This window comes from Pedobacter westerhofensis (assembly GCF_900182595.1).
GTDB lineage: Bacteria > Bacteroidota > Bacteroidia > Sphingobacteriales > Sphingobacteriaceae > Pedobacter > Pedobacter westerhofensis.
The window spans coordinates 421,932-443,051 of the sequence record NZ_FXTN01000003.1 but is presented as its reverse complement, the minus strand read 5'-3'; the positions used below and the strand labels follow the sequence as shown (position 1 = coordinate 443,051).

Below are 21,120 nucleotides of genomic sequence, written 5' to 3'. Positions count from 1 at the left end.
TTAAGAAATCATGATGCAAGTCGTAAATTTTAAATTCAATTCTTTATCACAGGAGTGGGGGGTAAACTGAGGGAAAACTGCGTGTTGCCTTTTGTACTTTGCAGCGAGATATTGCCACCAGATGCAGATACAAAATCTTTGATCATGCGTAGGCCTAAACCAGTACCTTTTTCGCCCGAGGTGCCAAATGTGGTTTCCAGCGTTCCTGATTGGAATTGCGCCTGCCTTTCGGGAGAGATACCAATACCATGGTCGGTAACAGTCAGCAGTATGCTATCTTTTTTGCGCTCCGCAGTCACCTCAATTGCACTTCCTGCATAAGAAAATTTTATAGCATTTGATAATAAATTGCGAATGATAAAATCAAACTGGTCCTTGTCTGCATATATTTCCATATCAATTGGAACGCTGATATTGATTTTCAGTTGCTTTATTGTATACTGGCCTTCCAGCAAGGCCAAATTAAATTTGATGCTTTCCAAAAGAACAAACTTAAGCGGCACTGTACGAATCTCGTCCAGCTGAGACCGCGACCAGATTAGCAGGGAATCCAAAGTTTCATTCAAAGTGTTGCTCTGATTCTTCAACATTTTAAAAAATCCGGGGAATTCTTCATCTGAAATGGCTCCGGTTTCTAGCAGCTCGTAGGCCAGTTTTAAGCTTCCTGCCGGCCCCCTGAGATCATGACTAATGATAGAAAAGAGTTTGTTGCGCACATCTACTGCCAGGGTCAGTTCCCTGTTCAGCTTTTTTGTGCGTCTGAAAAATAATGCCAGAGCAAGTGCAATGCCCAATAGAATTGCAGCAACCAAAATATAAAAGACTCTCTCGCGCAATGCATCTTTTTTCATTGCGAGGTGCTGCAGATTTTTGTTTCTGCGTTCGTCCAGCAAGGAATCCGTCAGCAAGTTATGAGCCTCCAGTGCAAAAAGCGCTGCCGTATAATTATGATGTTGCTTATGGATCTCTGCTATAGAACGGTAAATGTCGGATTGCAATTGGTAGTGATGTATAGTTTTGGCGATACGAAGTGCACTATCCAAATAACTGAGACTGACATCAATATCCTGCCTGGGCAAAATTTTTGCCATTTTAAGCAGCACTTGCGCTTGATGCTGAGGTAGTTTATGATTTTGGGCATGTTGCAATGCGCGTTTATAATATTGGATAGCCAGTTCAGTATGTCCGCGTGTGTAGTGCATCTTTGCCGAATCTGAAAGGTGCTCTACAACCTTCAGCGCAGGATCGGAACTACCGCTTAATGGCACGTGCTTACAGCTAAGAATGCCGCAAGCAATAAATAGTACTATTGGGGACAATTTGATTAATAGAGGATTCATATATAGCCTGTTAGTCTGACGGATACTTGTCAATAATACTAAATAATTATCCCATTTTTTTAGAAAGAGGAGGAAAGTGTAAAATACAAAGTCATCCAGGGAAATTAAAGTCTTGTAGTTTAAAAAATAAGTAAATGAAGTTAGGCATAAATTCAGAATCAGCGTATCATTTTGAAATGGTATATGAAATGAAAAATATTAATGATACCAAGAGATTAAGCATCTTTGAAGATTTATATTTAATCCATACTAGCCGTTGTTTAAGTCATAGTTTTTTGACGATGCGCAGAAGTACGTGATTTATATTTATATTAACAGACAATAAATTTAGCATGATAAAAAAAATACTGATTCTTCCTTTGATACTATTATCTATGACGGTTTTTTCCCAGCAAAATGGTGATGCCAAATATAGTTTTGGCGTCCGGGGATACAATTATCTTGAGCTACCAGAATTGCTTAACCAGACGAAGGACCATCGTTTTATCAGCTCCAATTTTAGTAGTTACATCGTGAAATTTAATGACAATCTCTTCAGTTATCGGTTAAGTGGCAGCTATCTGCACAAATCAGATCAATTTTCCAATAATTGCGAAAATTGTCAATTTGCTGCGGGCAAAGTGAAAGATTATTCGTTTAAGGCTGGTTTTGAAAAGAATTTTACCTACGGACCAGTTCAACCGTACCTGGGTTTTGATCTGGGATACCGTTCAAATGAATTTAATGGCAACCTTACAGATACCAATCCTGTCAATTTTAATATAAGTACAAGAAAAAGAGGCTTTACTATCTCCCCACTAGTGGGGATAAAGCAAAATCCAATCAAAGATATTTCTATATTTGCAGAGAGCAATGTAGAATTCTTTTACGCCTGGGGCAAAACCCAGAGTGATCCGGAGGTATATACGCAAAATAGATTTCAAAAAGGTGAATTACTTCTTAATCCTGTTTCAGTAGGCATACAATTTCATCTGGGTCATAAAAATTAATGAAACCTCCATTAGCTTATAATTCGTGATCAATAACAATTAACTTATTTACTCTTAATTACCGATAAAACAATATTTAACTAATGAAAAACAATGTAATTGTTATAGGTGGTTCAGGACAATTAGGACAATGTCTAAAAGAGGTTGTTTTTCTAGAAGAGCTGACGCTCAACTTTGTCTTTCTTTCCAGAACAGAGCTGGATTGCATAAATGAAGAACAAACGACCTCCATTTTCGAAGAGTATCAGCCCGTATATTGTATCAACTGCGCAGCTTATACAGCAGTTGACCAGGCGGAAGAAGATCAGCATAATGCCTTTCAGGTAAATCACAATGCTGTAAAGCAGCTGGCAATAAACTGCCTGAAATACAATACTACGCTGATACACATCTCAACAGATTTCGTATTTGACGGCAGTTCGAGCACACCTTTAACGGAAGATTTGGATACCAACCCTGTAAATATTTATGGTTTGTCCAAACTCAAAGGTGAACAGGAAATCCAGTCGTTACTAACTCAATACTACATTATTCGTACGAGCTGGCTATATTCAGAAAGGGCTAATAATTTTGTGAAAACGATGTTGAAACTTTCGCAAACCAGATCTGAATTAAATGTGATTTACGATCAGGTGGGTACACCCACCTATGCGATGGATCTTGCAAAGGTTATAATAAATATAACTCAAAATGATCCCGGGGCTTTTGGTCTATACCATTATAGTAATGAAGGGGTCGCTTCCTGGTATGACTTTGCAAAAGCAGTATTTGAATTATCAGGTATTGAGATCAAAGTTTTGCCAGTAGCTTCTGCGGCGTTTGTTACCAAAGCAAAAAGACCTCATTATTCTGTTTTAGATAAGACAAAGATAAAATTAGCCTTAGGTGTCGAAATTCCTTACTGGAGAGAAAGCCTAAATATTTGTATCAAAAATTTATAATATATTATGAAAGGAATAATTCTGGCGGGGGGCAGTGGAACCCGATTGCATCCATTAACCTTGGTGATGAGCAAGCAAATGATGCCGGTATATGATAAGCCGATGATTTACTATCCATTATCAATACTGATGCTTGCAGGAATCAGGGAAATTTTGATTATCTCTACACCACATGATTTGCCTAATTTTGAAAAATTGTTAGGAGATGGCAGTAAGATTGGTTGTAAATTTTCTTATGCCGTTCAGGAGAAACCTAATGGGTTAGCCCAGGCGTTCGTGATTGGTGCAGATTTCATCGGACAAGATAAGGTTGCTCTGGTTTTAGGAGATAATATTTTCTATGGTGATGGAATGTCTAAATTATTACAGGAAAATACGGAAACAACTGGTGGTGTTGTATTTGCTTATCAGGTTTCTGATCCCGAACGTTATGGCGTAGTAGAATTTGATGTGGATAATAATGCTGTCTCTATTGAAGAGAAACCAGAACAACCTAAATCGAATTACGCGGTTCCAGGCCTTTACTTTTATGACAACAGCGTTGTAGAAATCGCTAAAAATATCGAGCCTTCTCCGAGGGGAGAATATGAAATCACAGATGTCAATAAAGTTTACCTCGAACAAGGCAATTTGAAAGTTGCGGTGTTAAACAGGGGAACCGCCTGGCTGGATACCGGCACATTCGTTTCTTTGATGCAGGCCGGACAATTTGTTCAGGTGATTGAAGAACGCCAGGGCCTTAAAATAGGATGTATTGAAGAAGTCGCGTATAGAATGGGATTTATTGATAAAGCACAATTGACTGCGATTGCTACCCCGCTGGTAAAAAGTGGTTATGGTACCTATTTGCTAAAGATTGTTAAATAAAATCTTCAGTTAAATATTCTTATATTAGCCAAAAAAATTACGTAAGAATGAAAGTGGCCTTGATTACAGGTGTTACGGGACAAGATGGGGCATACCTGGCAGAATTTCTTTTAAAAAAAGGGTATTTTGTTCATGGGCTGAAACGGAGATCTTCTCAGTTCAATACTGACCGTATTGACCACCTATATCAGGACCAGCATGAAAACAATCTAAATTTCAAATTACATTTTGGGGATCTCACTGATTCTACCAATTTAATCAGGATCATTCAGGAGACTCAGCCTGATGAGATCTATAACCTGGCAGCCATGAGCCATGTTCATGTTAGTTTTGAGATGCCTGAGTACACAGCTAATGCAGATGGTATTGGTACATTAAGGTTACTAGAGGCTGTCCGCATCCTGGGATTAGAGAAAAAAACGCGCATCTATCAGGCTTCAACTTCAGAACTATACGGACTCGTACAGGCAGTTCCGCAAAGTGAGACCACACCTTTTTATCCCAGATCACCTTATGCTGTAGCAAAAATATATGGTTACTGGATCACGGTCAATTACAGGGAGGCCTATAATATGTTTGCCTGTAACGGAATTCTGTTCAACCATGAGAGTCCGCTCCGGGGAGAAACCTTTGTTACCCGTAAGATCACCAGGGCTGCCTGCAAAATCGCCCTTGGTTTGCAGAAATGTCTTTATCTCGGCAACCTTTCGGCCCAGCGCGACTGGGGGCATGCCAAAGATTACATTGAAGCCATGTGGCTGATCCTGCAACAGGAAAAAGCTGAAGACTTTGTCATCGCCACTGGTATCACCACAACGGTTCGCGATTTTGTAAAGATGAGTTTTGCAGAACTAGGGATTGAGGTGGAATTTAGCGGTAAGGATCAAAATGAAAAAGGCGTGATTATTGATATAGATTACGATCTGGCACATAGCCTTGGTTTAAACACAGATCACTTACATTTTGGTTCCACTGTAGTACGGGTCGATGCCAAATATTTCAGGCCAACGGAAGTTGACCTGCTGCTGGGAGATCCTGCCAAATCAAAAAACCAATTGGGCTGGGAACCTAAATTTGACCTGCCCTTATTGGTGAAAGATATGATCCAGTCAGACCTTATATTGATGAAGAAAGATGAATACCTGAAAGAGAAAGGATTCAAAACATTAAATTATTTTGAATAAGCGCTCCGCCGTTTAATCACATTGTACTATTTGAGATACCATTTTAGGTATCTCTTTTTGCCTTTAAGAACTATTATTAAATATGATATTTAAAAATCTACTCACTGTATTTGCCCTTTTTTCTTTTTTATGCTTCGCCCAGACCAGGGCCATTGCGCAAACTACAGACTATAGTAATGTAAAGGCTGATGACCTTACAGATGCCCAAATCAAAACCTTGATACAGCGTGCAGATGCGTTGGGTTATACGGATGACCAGCTGATACAAATGGCCCAGGCTCAGGGAATGAAGGCCTCTGAGATTGAAAAGCTGCGTACCAGGGTAGAAGCAATCAGAAGTCAAAGTTCTACCTCATCAGGTGTAACCGGGGGCAAGGCCGTAACTACACAGAATGGACGAACTTATTCTGGCGATTCTTTAAAGAACAGCGCTTCCACCAGTAAGGCTGCAGTGGCTTCACCTGTGCAGAATGCGGCTACTACCATCAATTCAAAGATCTTTGGAGCGGAGTTATTTGCAAACGGAGATTTAAAGTTTGAGCCTAACATGCGTATGGCAACTCCGAGGGGATATATTATCGGGCCTGATGATGAGGTGCTGATAGACTTAACTGGAAATAATGAAGCTAATTATCGTCTTAAGGTTAGTCCCGACGGAAATATCAGCGTTCAATATGCAGGATTAATTGCCGTAGGCGGTCTGTCAATTGAGCAGGCAACCTCAAAAATCCGCACTGTCCTTTCCAAAACATATCCTGCGCTCAGAACAGGGGGCAGCCAGGTAGCTGTTAATCTTGGCAATATCCGAAGTATCAAGGTTACCATCGTAGGCAATGTTGTGAAGCCGGGGTCTTACACAATGGCCTCTCTGGCCACAGCCTTTAACGCATTGTATGCCTGCGGTGGGCCGAGTGAAAATGGATCGTTTCGTAACATCCAGATCATCAGAAATAATAAAGTTGTTTCAACTATAGACGTCTACGACTTTCTTTTGAAAGGTGTACAATCCAAAAACATTCGCTTACAGGATCAGGACGTTATTAATGTTCCGGTGTATCAAACAAGGGTAGAAATGACTGGTGAGGTTAAAAGACCCAAGATATTTGAAGTGCTGAATACAGAATCTCTCGAGGACGTGATTTATTTTGCCGGTGGGTTCTCTAACGAGGCCTATACAGCCAGGATCAAAGTACTTCAAAAAACGAATAGAGAACGCAAGATCAGCGATATCAGTGCTGATAATTTTAAAACTTATTCCCCGCTGAACGGAGATACCTACGTCGTGGAGAAAATTCTTGAACGCTTTGCTAACAGGGTTGAGATCTCTGGTGCTGTATTTAGGCCAGGTCAGTATGAATTGGAAAAAGGGCTTACCTTAAAAGGACTGATCAGCAAAGCTGATGGATTAAAAGAGGATGCCTTCCTAAACAGGGGATATATCTCTCGTTTAAATGCAGATAACACACAGTCCCTGCTTTCTTTTGATGTACAGAAAGTCATTTCGGGCACGGAAACGGATATTCCACTATTGCGGGAAGATAAAGTTACCATCTCATCCATATTTGATCTGAGGGATGAATATAAAGTAACTATTCAAGGTGCAGTAAGGGCACCCGGTACCTTTGAATTTGCAGAAAATATGAATCTTGAGTCCTTAATTCAGCAAGCAGGTGGTTTCAAAGAAGGCGCCACGCCGGAGAGGATAGAGATTTCAAGAAGAGTAAAAAATAGCGACGTTATGTCACTTTCTGCAGTAACAGCAGAAGTGTTCACCGTCAATGTAGACCCTAAGCTTCAATTGCTGGGTGAGCCCTTTATCCTGCAGCCTTACGATATTGTGTCTGTAAGAAACTCCGAAGGATTTCAGACACAAAAACAGGTGCGCATTGAAGGAGAGGTTCAGCATCCGGGTATTTATACCTTATCACGCAAAGATGAGCGTATTTCCGATGTCATGAAAAGAGTAGGTGGTTTAACCCCCTCGGCCTATGCTGATGGCGCGTCGCTGAAGCGCCCGGGCCAGAATTACTTATCAGAGGCAGACCGCGAAGACAGAAGCAAGGATGATAAAGTTAATTTAAGAAACCTTAACCGCCTAAAGGAACAGGGCGCAAAAGACACTACAAGTATTGATAAAGAAATTGATGTCCTAAGCAGTGACCTTGTAGGTATCAACCTGAAAAAAGCGCTGGAACAACCCATGAGCAGAAATGACCTGATTCTTGAGGATGGCGATGTCATCCGCGTACCCAGACAACTGCAGACGGTGAAGGTTATTGGTGAAGTACTTAAACCCAACAGTATGATATTTGTTCCCGGTAGAACCCTCAAATATTATATCAGTGGTTCAGGAGGATTTAGCTATAACGCCTACAAAAAAGCAACCTATGTAGTGTATCCTAACGGATCTGTAGCTGCAAACAGGAAATTTTTATTCTTTAACAATTTTCCAAAGGTAACTCCAGGCTCCGAGATATTTGTACCTAAGCGCGCAGAAAGAGAAAAATTGAGCTTAGGTTCATTGGTAGGCTTATCTACAGCACTGGCATCTATAGCAGCTATTATTGTTACTTTACTGAAAAATTAACCTATGAGTACCGAAAACCCTGAAAAGCTAAACGAGGTATCATTTAAAGATCTGATAATCAGTTTAAGGGACCTGATCCGTTACCTCCGTACAAAGTGGGTAGTCATACTGATTTATCTTCTTGCCGGTGGGGTACTTGGACTGATTTATTCCATACGGAGCAAACCCAGTTATCTGGCTAATTGCACCTTTGTGCTGGAAGAAGAATCTGGTGGCGGTGGCGGCGGTTTGGCATCGCTCTCCGGTTTGGCCAGCATTGTGGGGCTGGATATTGGCGGCGGCGGTGGCGGCGTATTTCAGGGAGATAATCTGCTGGAGCTATATAAATCCAGAATGATGATCACCAAAACCCTGTTGAGCAGTTATCTTATTGACGGGAAAAATCAATTGCTTGTAGACCGTTATGTTCGGTATAATCGTTTCCGTGAAAACCAATGGTCAGATGACCCTAAGTTAAAAAACGTCGATTTTATTGCCGGCAAAAATGGTGGCTTCAGCCGTATCCAGGATAGCCTGCTCACTGAATTTACAAAAGACATCAATAAGAGAAACCTTGTAGTCATTAAACCAGATAAGAAGCTGAATATTATTAAAGTACAGCTCACGGCACCTGATGAACAGTTTGCCAAAGGGTTTAATGACAAGATTGTTAAAAATGTAAGTGATTTTTATGTGCAGACAAAAACAAAGAAATCAACTTACAACCTGGGCATTATTCAGCACCAGACAGATTCTGTAAGACGTATGCTTAATGGTGCAATTTCAGGAGTGGCTGCAGCTACTGATGTGAACCCGAATATCAATCCGTCGCGCCTGGTATTGAAAGTCCCGTCCCAGCGCAGACAGGTAGACGTACAGGCGAATACCGCTATACTGACTGAACTGGTCAAAAACCTTGAGTTAAGCAAAGTCTCCCTGCGAAAAGAAACCCCGTTAATACAGATAATAGACGAACCTGTTTACCCATTGCCCGTAAAAAAGAATGGTAAAGTTTTTTCATTTATTCTGGGTGCTATTCTTGCCGGCTTGCTTGGTGTTATTGTCCTTACTACAAAGAGGGCACTAAAATCGGTATTAGCTTAATATGTCACTGCTAAAGAAGAATATCTTTTTTAATACTTTACTGTCATTATCACAGATACTTTTTCCATTGATTACCTTTCCGTATGCTTCAAGGGTATTGGGCCCTCAGGCAATCGGTGCGGTAAGCTTTGCAGATAATTTCACGATTTACTTCCTGATATTTTCTGCACTTGGTATTCCAATGTATGGTATCAGGGAAATTGCCAAAGTTAAAGATGATCCAAAGAGATTGGGTACTGTCTTTTCAGAGTTACTGATCATTCATTTGTGTACGTCGTTAATAGCGGTTTTCATTCTATTTTGTATCAGTTATTTCAATGAACGCCTTCGCTTAAATTTTGGTCTTTACCAGATCGGAATGGCGATTGTACTGGGTTCTGTATTTATGGCCGAATGGTTTTTCCAGGGTATAGAAAAGTTCCAGTTTATTGCTGTCAGAAGTGTCTGCATCAGACTATTTACTATTCTGCTGCTTTTCCTGTTTGTTCATTCTGTTAAGGACCGTGACATCTACTATGGATTAAATCTGGTTAGTGTAGTCATTGGTGCTGCAATAAACATGTATGCGATCTTTAGAATGGTTAAAATATCCTGGAAAGGAACTGTATTTAAAAGGCATTTCAGGCCCCTTCTGATCATTTTCTCCAACAGTATCATCACTAGCGTATACCTCGTTTTTGATACCATCATCCTCGGATTTTTAACCGATGACCTCCATGTTGGCTATTACTCTGCTGCGATGAGGCTCAGCAAAATTTCCATGGCAGTAATTGGCGTGCTGGGCGCGGTGTTATTGCCCAGGCTTACCCTGGCCTTTCAGCAGGAAGACCTTACCAATGCCAGGATGCTCATCAGCAAATCTTTAAGTTTTGTGATTTTCCTAAGTATCCCTATCGCACTGGGAACCCTGTGCCTGTCAAAAGAGATCATATATCTATTTGCCGGTAATAAGTATGCAAATTCGGTATACTCATTAGATATCCTTTGTTTTATTGTTATTGTGATTGGCCTGGCACAGGTCTTCAGTAACCAAATCCTGCTGCCTCTGCACAAAGAGAAAAATATTCTATACGCTTCGCTGTTTGGAATGGTAGTCAGCCTGGGGCTAAACTTTCTTCTTATTCCTGTATTTAAACATGTTGGCGCCGCAATCAGTTCTTTCAGCACAGAATTTGTAGTCACTATTGTATTGTTTATTTATGCACAAAAGGCGATGAAGTTTGATTTTCCTTTTAAGCCGTTTTTTCAAAGTTTATTTACGGCTCTTTTTTTCTTTGTTTTCAGATACGTATGTTATCAGTTTACAGATAATATTTTGATTGTGGTCCTGGGTACAATTATTTCATCGGGGCTTTTTTATGCGCTCATGCAGTTATTTGTTTGGAAAAATAAAAATGTACTTGAAACCCTTGCGGGTATTTCATCACTTCGGTTCTTACATAAATATACGGGAAATGGTTAACACAAAGAAAGCCTGTATTGCTATCCCTGTTTATCAGGAAAAGATTTCTGCCTATGAGCAGATTTCCATGGATCAGTGTTTTCGCATCCTGGGCAACTATGATATTTATTTCGTTATACCCGCAAAGCTTGAAGTTTTCATTCAGTCAAACCCATATTATGTATCCGGACAAGCATCGTATAAAGTCTTTTCCGACAACTTCTTTACAGATGTACCTGCATACAACAGGCTGTTGAAATTTCCTAAGTTTTATAAAGGATTTGATGCCTACGAATTTCTTTTGCTTTATCAGCTGGACGCTTTTGTCTTTAAAGACGAGCTGCTGGCCTGGTGTGAGCGGCATTATGACAATATCGGCGCCCCGCTGTTCCAGGATTATTATGATGCATTGAGTACGAGCCCTATCGTTGGGCAGGGCAACGGAGGTTTCTGTCTGCGGAATATCAAGGCCTGTTATCAGGCTGTAACTACCCTTAGAAAGCTCAAGTTCAAAAAGGAATATACTGACAGTAACAGGTCTTTATTCAGAAACCTGTACCGTTATATTAAGCATCAGATAGTCTTTATTTATTCTTTATATCCTTTTCAACCGCTCATCAATGAGGACAGGTTCTGGGCGGAAGAAATTCCGGCTGTTTTCCCCGGATTTAAAGTTCCTGATCCGAAGATATCTGCAGGCTTTAGCTTTGAAGTTAATCCCGAAATATTGTTTGAGACGAACAATAAAATACTGCCATTTGGCTGCCATGCATGGTGGCGATACAATCTGGAGTTCTGGAAACCATTCATTCAATCCTATGGCTATGAGATCTGAGAACAGTAAACCACGGCTAAAACTTCTAAAGTCGGCAGATCAGGATTTTTTTCTCGACTGTATCGACGAGTTTTATGCTACAATTGCCAAGGACACCCGGTACGAGGTTATACAGGAAGTAAGCTCGTCAGGGAGACTAAAGCCCTGGATCCTGCGAAAGTTGCAGGATTTCAAATTGCTGTACAAGCTAGATATACGTTTGGGTGATCATGGTGCAATAAATTTTGCTTCAATGATCAGCGGCGATTTTAGGATTATTGTTCCGGCAGCTTTTTTCTCGCGCAGGAATTATATTTATATGTATGATGTCTGGCCGCGTTTTCATCGCTGGATCTTTCCCCTGCTGGATGTTTTCAATATTACCTATGTCTTTTTTTCCTCAAAACAGGTTTTCGAAGATTACCAGCGGAAATATCCTCAAAGCAGATGTAAAGCCATGTGGCTTCCGGAGGCGTTAGATAGCAATGAATATACCTTTCTGCCACCAGCAGAGCGCAGTATTGATGTGCTGGAGTTTGGGAGAATTTATGATGATTATCATCACCGCATCGTAAACGAACTGAGCCTGCATAAAAAAAATCACTTATACAGATCGGCAGGAATGCCTGTCTTATTTGAAGGGAAAGCTGCATTTACAGAAGCGCTTTCCAAAAGCAGGGTTGTGATCTGTACACCCTCAAATATTACCCATCCGGAACGCGCTGAATATATTTCTACGATGACTTTGCGATATTTGCAGGCAATGGCTTCAAAATGCTTAATTATAGGAGTGCTGCCTTCTGATATGGAAGAGGCGTTTGGATACAATCCTATTGTAGAAATTGACATGCCGAACGCAGGGGCACAAATCATCCATGTGCTCGATAACTTTGATACTTATCAGTCCCTGATTGAAAAGAATTATGCAGAAGTTAAAGCCAGGCATCAGTGGCAGAACCGATGGGAAATAATAGAAAGTAAAATAGAGGAGAAGATATGAGTAGACCTCTGATATCTGTAATCATCCCTACGTACAATTACGCGCATCTTTTGATCGAGACCTTGCAAAGCGTAGTTCAGCAAACCTACGCAAATTGGGAATGTCTGATCATAGATGATGGATCTGCTGATGAAACACCGGTTGTGGTGCGTGGCTTCATTCAACAATACAGTGATTTTAATTTTCGGTACTTCCGATTGGAAAATGGGGGTACATCCAAAGCAAAAAATGCAGGAATTTCCTATAGCAATGGAGAGTTCATCCAGTTTCTGGATGCTGATGACCTTTTGTCGCCGCATAAGTTAGAAATTCAGGTTAATCTGCTCGAAAACACGAAGTATGCCCTGGTTTTCTCTAAGTCCAGATTTTTTGGCATTTTTGGCGACAAGCGCCTGATCATGGACAAATATCCAAAAGGCTACCTCGCAACCCGTAGTTTACAGGATGATGCTCTTTACGAAAAGCTGACCAGAAATAATATCGTTACCATCAGTGCTCCACTGGTTAGAGCCAGTTTGGTGAGAGCAGCTGGTGGATTTGACGCTACCTTATTGAACAATGAAGACTGGTTATTCTGGTACAGGATCGCAGTGCTGCAACCTCATTTCTGTTTTGATCAGGATTTTCGCTCATATGTTGATATACGCATACATAACAGGAGCGCCATGAACCAGCATATGCATATGTTCCTGGGAGAGGTAAAAGTTAGGGAAGAGATTAACATCTTGATCAGTCAGCAATCTGAGCTGCCAGCAAAGGAACAACTGCTAAAGCTCAATCAAGACCTGCTGGCCCTTCACCGTCTGCGCTCGCTAAAAATAAGTGAAGGGCTCTCTTATATTATCAGTAAATTTATAGCCCATCCCATTGCCAACTTTTCGCTCCTCAGGCAAGCATGCTTCAAACTGATGGCCAGGTTTTATAAAACAATAGTAAAAAATGAGCACTAAAAATATTGTATTAATTAGCCTCGTTAGTTTATTTATTATTGCTGATATCCTTCTATTCAGCCGGTATGCTGCATGGGACAGTACAGTTGCTGAGCTGCTTCCGTTTCTTGGCTTTGCGTTAGCTGCAGAGACTGTTATTGTTTATGCTGTTTATACTTACGGGCAACTGATCAATCCATTTACTATCTATGCAGTATTTATTTATACGGCCGGATTTTCGTTCATACGGCTTTCCAATAAGCAACAGGCATATGACTGGCCGTTTATTCTGATCTTAATACTTAGCGTACTATTTTTTATTGCGGGAGGGCTGGTCGCTTCCAGAACATTCAAATTCAGCTTCCGCAACATATTTCCTCCACTTAATGCCAGGCTTAGTTTTACCTTCCTGCTCCTCGTGCTATTCATCGGGATGGGCGTGTTTGTTATGGAAATCAGCCAGCTGGGCTATTTGCCTGTGCTTAAGCTGGGCAACGCTGCGGTTTATAACGACCTGAATGAAAACGAGGTGACACCGCTACATAATTTTATTGTCCTCAATTCGGTGCTGCCTGCCATGTTTTATATCAATTACAAAAAGGGAAATATCTCCTTTTTGGTATTTCTGATGGTAGCAGCGGTGAGTGGCTTCATTATTCTTAATTTTTTTAGCAGGCAGATCATTATCCTGTTCTTTTTTTCTATGTTGATAGCCGTAAACTATTACCGCAAAATTCCTGTAGGAAAGCTTGTGCTCATCAGTTCAGCTATTGTGGTGATTTTTATTCTGCTGGGCCAATTGCGAAATTCGTCTGATGAGGATGACAAATCCACTTCGATTAACGACTTTCTTCGGGAATACAATGGTATTTCCAGGCCTACAAACATTCTTGAAACCTATTTATCCCTCTATGGTGGCGTAAATTTTAGTACAGGACAGAAAATCACTTCACAAGCTGTAGATGATGGCTATCATGGGTATGGCGCGTATATGATGCGGCCACTGATTACTGTATTACCAGTTAATAAAAATGCAATTTATCCATTAACATACAGCTCTTATACACAATTAGGAACCTATGTCACTGATCCCTTTTTGGATTTCAGATGGGCTGGTGTCATACTGTTAAACTTCCTGTACGGTTATCTGTCCATGAACTCCTTTAAAAACTATCTGGCTAAAAAAAGCGAGTATTATATTGTGGAATGGTCATTATTTATCTTTTGTATCTTTATGTGCTCGTTTACGAGCTTTTTTCATATGTTTTTTATTGTTTTCTTTTTTATTGTCAATAGAATAGCCATCAAATAATATGCAGTTGGAAACGGAAGTGATGATTTTGATGGCTACTTACAACGGCGAAGCTTACCTCGCTTTACAACTGGATAGTATTATTGCCCAGAATTATCAAAACTGGAAACTGGTGATCAGGGATGATGGATCTACAGATGGAACCCCTCACATCATTGATGCATACGCAAAGAATGATGCAAGAATAAGCAGGATCACTTCCGGGAATATCCATGGGTCAGCAATCAGTAACTTTTCCCAACTGGTAAGCTGGGCCTCGGCGCATCCTGCAGATTATTATATGTTTTCTGATCAGGATGATATCTGGAAGGCCGATAAAATTGCAGTTTCTCTCCATGAAATCCAGGCACAGGAAAAGATATATGGAAAATTGATCCCTCAGTTATGTTATTCCAACTTTCAGTTTATCGATTGGCAGGGACATCCCCTTCCTCAAAAACTGTACTTGCCTCCACAGCTACAGCTAGGAGTTTTATTGAATGAGAACCATGCCTGGGGTTGCACCATGATCATTAATGCTGCTGCATTGCAAGTGGTTGATCCCATCCCTTTAAGCGCGGTTAATCACGACTACTGGATTGCTCTGGTTGTTGCAGCACTTGGGAGAACCAAGAAGATCAATCATGATTTAATCTTATACCGCCAACATACTCAAAATGTAAGTGGAAGTGTAAATAACATGACGTTTGCAAGCCGTTTCAAGCGGTATGTAAGCAATCGTTCAGCTATGCTTGGTGCTCTTGTGGCAAATCTAACTACCATCAAATTATTTTATTCCCGTTATCAAAAGCAATTAAATGCCAGGGATAGCACCATGATAGCATCCTTTATCAAGGCCTATGAATCAGGTTATGTGCAACTCGTGCTGACATTGTTTAAATACCGGATTTTTAAACTAGGCATTGGTAAAAACGCAGTGTATCTGTATACTCTTTTTTTGCTGCAAAATAAAGTGATTTCACAAATTAAACAGAACAGCCAACATGAGAGTACACTATGACAATATTGTGTTTAGCCTTCAGAAAGCCGGTGGTATTTCTACGTATTGGTCTGAGCTGATCACAAGGTTGCTGAGAGATGAAATTGATGTATCCTTTGATGAATTCAATCATCAAAATATTGTCCGCAGTAGTTTTACGATTAAAGCTGACGATATTACTTTCAGCAATAACAGGACTCTTCTTTTTGAGCGGTTTAAAGCAATGCCCCTAAAAAACCAGAATGTCCCCTTTGTGTTTCACTCAAGCTATCATCGTATCACAAATAACCCGAATGCATCACAAGTGACTACCGTGCATGATTTTGTACATGAAAAGTTTTACAAAGGAATTCGCAGGGGCCTGCACCTCATGCAGAAAAAAAAAGTACTGAAAGCTGCCGATTATGTGATTACTGTTTCAGAGAATACGAAAAAAGATCTTCTTCAATTTCACCCTTCTATCCCTGAAGATCGGATCAAAGTAATCTATAATGGAGTTTCTACAGATTTTTATCCACTTACGGAGCAGGACAAGCAATATCTTCCCGAAACAGGCAGCAGGCCTTACCTGCTGTATATTGGATCAAGAGAGCATTATAAGAATTTTGAATTCACTATACGGCTGCTGAGGGAATGCCCTGATTTTGATCTTTATATTGTAGGAAGCCCTTTATTAAAAAAGGAAATCAATCAACTCGTTCAAAATATACAAGGTCGCTGGAAACACTTCAACCATATCACTAACTTTCGTTTAAACCAGCTTTATAATATGGCCTTCGCCCTAATATATCCATCCAATTATGAAGGCTTTGGTATTCCCCTGCTCGAGGCCATGAAAGCCGGCACACCATTTCTTGCATTGCGCAATTCATCTATTCCTGAAGTTGCCGGAGACGCTGGAGTGTTGGTTGAGGCTGCAGAAGTTGGCCTTTTTAAAGATGCCTTGAACTATATCAGTGATAACTCTGCAACGTTAAAAGAAAAAGGCTTCGCACAGGCAGATAAATTCTCCTGGGAGAATTGTTATCAGCAAACCTTATCCGTCTATAAAGAGTTGTCATTGTAATGAAATTATCAATTATCACTGTCGTTTTTAATAACGAGCGGACCATCCTGGATGCCATCAACTCTGTTTCCAAACAATCTTATGGAGATATAGAATATATCATCATCGATGGTAAATCTACAGACAGGACAATATCAATTATCAATAGTTGTAGCGATCGGGTGTTTAAAATCGTTTCAGAATTGGATGACGGAATATATGATGCCATGAACAAAGGAATTGCACTCGCGACAGGTGATGTAATAGGGATTCTCAATTCAGATGATGTTTATGCTGATGACCGGATACTGGATAAAGTGATGCAGGTATTTGCACATCATGATGATGCAGATATCGTTTATGGCGATCTGGTTTATGTCCGTGAGGACAATCTTGACGAAGTGGCCAGAACATGGCATTCCCAGCCTTATTATGACCATTATTTTGAAGATGGACATGTCCCCCCTCATCCGTCGCTATTTCTAAGGCGTTCAGTGTATGCAACAGCCGGTATGTTTAACCTTTCCTTTAGGCTGGCTGCAGACTACGAGTTTATGCTCAGGATTTTTAAAAAATTTGATTTTAAAAGTATATATATGCCAGGTGTCTTAGTGAAGATGCGCTTGGGGGGCGCAACTAACAAAAACTGGAAGAATATCATTAAGGGGAACATAGAAATACTGAAAGCATGGAAAGTGAATGAACTGAAAGCTCCTTCATCATTGATGCTTTCCAGGATGATTAAAAAGCTGGCACAATTTAAAAAATGAAGATTATATTAACAGGAGCTTCTGGTTTTCTTGGCTCGCATATCGCCCGTTATTTCAAAGAAGAAGCCGTCGTAAAGCTTGGAAGAACAAAAGGTGATATCCTCGCCTGTTTAGATCAGGATGTTCCTGAGTTACCTGTGGCTGATATTGTGATACATGCTGCGGGAAAAGCACATATGGTTCCCCGTACGATTGATGAAGAACGGGATTTTTATGCTATTAATGTGCAGGGCACACAAAATCTTTTGACCGCACTGTCAAACAATATACAACTACCGTATGCATTTGTTTTTATCAGTACAATTGCTGTTTATGGGCAGGATACAGGAAAACTGATCAGTGAGGAACATCCTCTGGAAGCGACAGACCCTTATGGCAAAAGCAAAATCGCTGCCGAAAAAGTTGTTCAGGAATGGTGCAACACCAATGATGTTCGATGCGTAATTTTGAGACTGCCATTAATAGCCGGATCCAATCCACCCGGAAATCTGAATGCAATGATCAAAGGTATTAAGCGAGGGTACTATCTGAATATGGCAGGAGGAAAGGCCAGGAAAAGTATGGTTTTAGCTTCATCCGTTCCAGAAGCTATTCTGCCGGCAATACAGGCTGGAGGAATATACAATCTGACCGATGGCGATCATCCTTCATTTGAAGAGTTATCAGCGTTGATTGCCCGGCAATTGGGCAAATCTAAACCGATGAGCCTTTCCGGTCCGATTGCTAATTTAATTGCAATATTTGGTGACATGATTGGAAAAAGATCACCTTTTAACAGGAAAAATTATAAAAAGATGATTAATGATCTTACTTTTGACGATTCCAAAGCGAGAGTCAAATTTGGCTGGAATCCAGATAAAGTTACTGAGCATTTTAAAATTTAGCAATCACCGATGACCATTTCACTAATCCTTATTATGATTACTGTTTTCATTGTGATTGAGTTGTTGTATTTTAAATTGGCAACCTACTATAATATTATCGATCAACCCAATATCCGTAGTTCTCATACCGATGTGACCATTAGAGGAGGAGGCATCATCTTTCCTTTAGCTCTCCTGGCATATTTCATATACTTTGGAACCACATCTATTTATTTTCTATGTGGACTTTTCCTAATTAGTATCGTCAGTTTTGCGGATGATATTAAACCAGTCAATAACAAATTGCGCCTGATCATCCATTTGATTTCCGTTGGTCTGCTGTTTTATGAACTCCATCTTTTTAGTCTACCCTGGTATATGATGCTTTTTGCTTTTTTCTTTGCAATCGGCACTATAAATGCGGTTAACTTCATGGATGGAATTAATGGCATCACAGGGGGGTATAGTTTAATAACTTTGATTACCTTGTGGTTTATTAATACTTATATGGTATTATTTACCGATCCAAATCTTATCCTGATCACGCTGCTTTCCGTTGCGGTATTCACTGTGTTCAATTTTAGAAAAAAGGCCCTATGCTTTGCTGGTGATATAGGCAGCGTAAGCATTGGTTTTATACTGGTGTATTTTATTCTTGCCCTGATTTTAAAGACTCAAAATCTTAACTATATCTTACTGTTGCTGGCTTATGGACTAGATGTAGTAACAACAGTTATTTTTAGATTCATCAGAAAAGAGAATGTCCTCGAAGCTCACCGTACTCATTTTTACCAATACCTGTCTAATAACCGTGGTATCACTCAATTAAGGGTTTCTTTGATTTATATATTACTCCAGTTCGTTGTGAATTTGGTGCTGATATTCAGTAGGATAGAATCTGTAGGGCTAATGATAACCATAATGACAGTGTCGGGCATAGTTTTTGTTAAATTACGATTTGAGTTTGAGGGAACTAAAAGGTTATTAGGGTAGTCTTAATATTTATGATTAAATCTTTACATTTTGTTTGCTAAAATAAATATAGTTCCTAGATGGATAATCTTTCTGCTTGATTTGGCTATATGCATAATAGCCTTAAGTGTAGGTTATTTGATAAAATATAACTTCGAACTCGATGCCATCGACAATAATGAGTACCTCACAAATATTGTAATCACTACTGTGATTAACACCATTGTCTTCCTGTATGTAAAATCATTTTCCGGTATTTTACGTTATACCAGTGCGCAGGATATCTTCAGGATATTGTTTGCCATTACGATCAGCAGTGGCAGTACCCTTATCATTAATGCTTTGACTCTGGTGTTTACTGGCCGGTACCTGGTTTCTCCAACTGTGATTATTTTGAGCGGTCTCGTTAGCTTCCTGTTATTAATCACCTATCGTGTTTTAGTTAAATATTTCTTTTTATATATCAAAAATCTGAATCTCGATAAGATGAGGGTGATTATTTATGGTGCAGGAGAAGCAGGCGTTGCAACTAAGCGTACATTTGACCACGATCCAAGGGTTAATAAAAATATAGTCGCCTTTGTTGATGATGACGAACGTAAAGTGGGGAAAACCATTGATGGTGTAAAGATTCTGGATGCAAAAACGTTAGAAGATATCATTGCTTCAAATGGCGTTGACGAAATCATATTTGCTTCATATACTATTCCAATTGAAAGAAAAAATCAAATAGTAGATGCATGCCTTGAACAGGATGTACTTGTGCTGAATATTCCGCCTGTTGACGTGTGGATGGGGGGCAAGTTACAATCCACTCAGATACAAAACATTAATATAGAGGATTTGCTCAATCGTAAATCTATACAGATTGATGTTGAAGGTATTCAGGAACAACTAAATCAACAACGGATCCTGATCACCGGTGCTGCAGGATCTATAGGTAGTGAAATAGTCAGACAGCTTTTAAAGTTTGAAACCAGCCTCATTATTTTGAACGACCAGTCTGAAACAGCTTTACACGACCTGTATCTCGAGCTGGGTGATGATCACCAGGTTAAAAATTTCCATGCTTTTATCGGTGATGTAAGAGATAAACAAAGAATGGAACATCTGTTTGCAACTTACAAACCTCATTATGTTTACCATGCGGCTGCTTACAAACATGTACCTTTGATGGAGGACAATCCCTCTGAAGCTATCAAAGTAAATGTTCTTGGTACCAAGATCATTGCTGATCTTTCTGTCAAATACGGCGTTCGCAAGTTTGTAATGATTTCCACGGACAAGGCAGTGAATCCAACAAATGTAATGGGGGCTTCCAAACGCGTAGCCGAAATTTATGTGCAGTCTCTGAACAAAACCCTTCACTCTGATAACTTTATATTCAGTAATGGATTGAGTTTTATCAATGAACTGAATGTTAAACCTATCACTAAATTTATTACTACGCGCTTTGGCAACGTCCTTGGCTCAAACGGCTCCGTAATACCACGCTTTAAACAGCAGATCGAAAAGGGTGGTCCTATTACTGTTACCCATCCTGAAATCACCCGCTTTTTTATGACCATACCAGAAGCATGCCGACTAGTATTAGAGGCTGGCTGGATGGGCCGAGGAGGCGAGATCTTCATTTTTGATATGGGTAAATCAGTTAAAATCGTAGAACTCGCCAAAAAGATGATCAGGCTGGCAGGGCTTGAGCCTAATCACGATATCAAAATTCAATATACCGGTCTAAGGCCAGGCGAAAAATTGTTTGAGGAACTGCTGAACGATAATGAAAATACCATGCCTACGCATCATGAGAAGATCATGATCGGAAAGGTAAGGGAATACAAATTTAATGAAGTTGTTGACCAGATCTATGATCTGATTGAGTCAGCAAAAGCTAACAATGACAGACAGGTTGTAATTAAAATGAAGGAATTAGTACAAGAATATAAGAGTAAAAACTCTATTTTTGAGGAGCTAGATCGTTTGAATGAATCTGTTTAAATGATATTT

18 protein-coding genes are annotated in these 21,120 nt (G+C 40.0%); 17 read left to right on the top strand and 1 reads right to left on the bottom strand.

Annotation, left to right across the window (positions count from 1 at the left end; genetic code table 11):
• Window positions 1-35 precede the first annotated feature (35 nt).
• The gene (locus FN831_RS28550) at window positions 36-1,340 is read right to left on the bottom strand and encodes a sensor histidine kinase (RefSeq protein WP_142527532.1); all 1,305 of its coding nucleotides are present in this window, start codon (window positions 1,338-1,340) and stop codon (window positions 36-38) included.
• A gap of 332 nt (window positions 1,341-1,672) precedes the next feature.
• Between FN831_RS28550 and FN831_RS07235 the strand changes: the two genes are divergently transcribed.
• From FN831_RS07235 to FN831_RS07160, 17 genes are all read left to right on the top strand, one after another.
• Window positions 1,673-2,329: a hypothetical protein gene (locus FN831_RS07235; RefSeq protein ID WP_142527531.1), complete on the top strand. Its 657-nt coding sequence runs from the start codon at window positions 1,673-1,675 to the stop codon at window positions 2,327-2,329.
• An 83-nt stretch (window positions 2,330-2,412) separates the two neighbouring features.
• Window positions 2,413-3,270, top strand: coding sequence for a dTDP-4-dehydrorhamnose reductase (gene rfbD / locus FN831_RS07230; protein WP_142527530.1), 858 nt, complete (start codon window positions 2,413-2,415; stop codon window positions 3,268-3,270).
• A 6-nt stretch (window positions 3,271-3,276) separates the two neighbouring features.
• Complete coding sequence (rfbA, locus tag FN831_RS07225; RefSeq protein ID WP_142527529.1) at window positions 3,277-4,137, top strand: glucose-1-phosphate thymidylyltransferase RfbA; 861 nt, start codon at window positions 3,277-3,279, stop codon at window positions 4,135-4,137.
• 47 nt (window positions 4,138-4,184) lie between these two features.
• Window positions 4,185-5,321 carry a GDP-mannose 4,6-dehydratase gene (gene gmd / locus FN831_RS07220; protein WP_142527528.1) on the top strand — a complete coding sequence of 379 codons (1,137 nt, stop codon included), beginning with the start codon at window positions 4,185-4,187 and terminating at the stop codon, window positions 5,319-5,321.
• A gap of 82 nt (window positions 5,322-5,403) precedes the next feature.
• Window positions 5,404-7,908 carry an SLBB domain-containing protein gene (locus FN831_RS07215; RefSeq protein ID WP_142527527.1) on the top strand — a complete coding sequence of 835 codons (2,505 nt, stop codon included), beginning with the start codon at window positions 5,404-5,406 and terminating at the stop codon, window positions 7,906-7,908.
• A 3-nt stretch (window positions 7,909-7,911) separates the two neighbouring features.
• Entirely contained in the window at window positions 7,912-8,991 is a 1,080-nt protein-coding gene (locus FN831_RS07210) for a Wzz/FepE/Etk N-terminal domain-containing protein (protein ID WP_142527526.1), read from the top strand.
• Window position 8,992: 1 nt separating this feature from the next.
• Window positions 8,993-10,453: a flippase gene (locus FN831_RS07205; protein WP_142527525.1), complete on the top strand. Its 1,461-nt coding sequence runs from the start codon at window positions 8,993-8,995 to the stop codon at window positions 10,451-10,453.
• Window positions 10,446-11,267, top strand: a complete 822-nt coding sequence (locus FN831_RS27645) for a DUF5672 family protein (protein ID WP_185960414.1) — start codon at window positions 10,446-10,448, stop codon at window positions 11,265-11,267. Before FN831_RS07205 ends, FN831_RS27645 begins: the two co-directional genes overlap by 8 nt.
• Window positions 11,257-12,246: a glycosyltransferase gene (locus FN831_RS07200; RefSeq protein WP_185960413.1), complete on the top strand. Its 990-nt coding sequence runs from the start codon at window positions 11,257-11,259 to the stop codon at window positions 12,244-12,246. The genes FN831_RS27645 and FN831_RS07200 overlap by 11 nt, the downstream gene beginning before the upstream one ends.
• Complete coding sequence (locus FN831_RS07195; protein ID WP_142527523.1) at window positions 12,243-13,196, top strand: glycosyltransferase family 2 protein; 954 nt, start codon at window positions 12,243-12,245, stop codon at window positions 13,194-13,196. The genes FN831_RS07200 and FN831_RS07195 overlap by 4 nt, the downstream gene beginning before the upstream one ends.
• Complete coding sequence (locus FN831_RS07190; protein ID WP_142527522.1) at window positions 13,186-14,487, top strand: O-antigen polymerase; 1,302 nt, start codon at window positions 13,186-13,188, stop codon at window positions 14,485-14,487. Before FN831_RS07195 ends, FN831_RS07190 begins: the two co-directional genes overlap by 11 nt.
• 1 nt (window position 14,488) lies before the next feature.
• Window positions 14,489-15,487 carry a glycosyltransferase gene (locus FN831_RS07185; protein ID WP_142527521.1) on the top strand — a complete coding sequence of 333 codons (999 nt, stop codon included), beginning with the start codon at window positions 14,489-14,491 and terminating at the stop codon, window positions 15,485-15,487.
• Window positions 15,471-16,532 carry a glycosyltransferase family 4 protein gene (locus tag FN831_RS07180; RefSeq protein WP_142527520.1) on the top strand — a complete coding sequence of 354 codons (1,062 nt, stop codon included), beginning with the start codon at window positions 15,471-15,473 and terminating at the stop codon, window positions 16,530-16,532. The genes FN831_RS07185 and FN831_RS07180 overlap by 17 nt, the downstream gene beginning before the upstream one ends.
• Complete coding sequence (locus tag FN831_RS07175; RefSeq protein WP_142527519.1) at window positions 16,532-17,281, top strand: glycosyltransferase family 2 protein; 750 nt, start codon at window positions 16,532-16,534, stop codon at window positions 17,279-17,281. Before FN831_RS07180 ends, FN831_RS07175 begins: the two co-directional genes overlap by 1 nt.
• Window positions 17,278-18,165, top strand: a complete 888-nt coding sequence (locus FN831_RS07170; RefSeq protein ID WP_142527518.1) for an NAD-dependent epimerase/dehydratase family protein — start codon at window positions 17,278-17,280, stop codon at window positions 18,163-18,165. The genes FN831_RS07175 and FN831_RS07170 overlap by 4 nt, the downstream gene beginning before the upstream one ends.
• Window positions 18,166-18,174: 9 nt before the next feature.
• Complete coding sequence (locus FN831_RS07165) at window positions 18,175-19,137, top strand: MraY family glycosyltransferase (RefSeq protein WP_142527517.1); 963 nt, start codon at window positions 18,175-18,177, stop codon at window positions 19,135-19,137.
• Between the two features lie 30 nt (window positions 19,138-19,167).
• Entirely contained in the window at window positions 19,168-21,111 is a 1,944-nt protein-coding gene (locus tag FN831_RS07160) for a polysaccharide biosynthesis protein (protein ID WP_142527516.1), read from the top strand.
• Window positions 21,112-21,120 lie beyond the last annotated feature (9 nt).